This window comes from Acinetobacter sp. P8-3-8 (assembly GCF_000214135.1).
In the GTDB taxonomy this organism is placed as follows: Bacteria; Pseudomonadota; Gammaproteobacteria; order Pseudomonadales; family Moraxellaceae; genus Acinetobacter.
On the sequence record NZ_AFIE01000196.1, the window covers coordinates 1 to 263 of the forward strand.

The following is a 263-nucleotide window of genomic DNA, read 5'->3' on the forward strand; positions in this document are numbered from 1 at the left end:
TTTGGGTCAGGTTACTGCTTTACAACTCACTAAAAATGGCGAAAAAGCTTCTGTTGATCAAATTCAATGGAGTAGTACTGGGCAATTGGCCCATTATCGTTTGTCCTCAGGTCAGCAATTGTGGCGAAATTATGACAGCCGTGGGCGACTGACTGAACAACGTTGGTATAGTCCTACCTCTCAATCGTGGTGGGGAAATTTTGCCCATAAAGTTAAGTATCAATGGCTTAATCAGAATTTACCTAAAACTGCAATTCAAACAA

General features: G+C 41.1%; 1 protein-coding gene. It reads left to right on the forward strand.

Annotated elements, in window-relative coordinates:
• Positions 1–263 (forward strand): hypothetical protein (locus GGG_RS20350; RefSeq protein ID WP_034600383.1); only part of this gene is annotated, 263 nt, incomplete at both ends.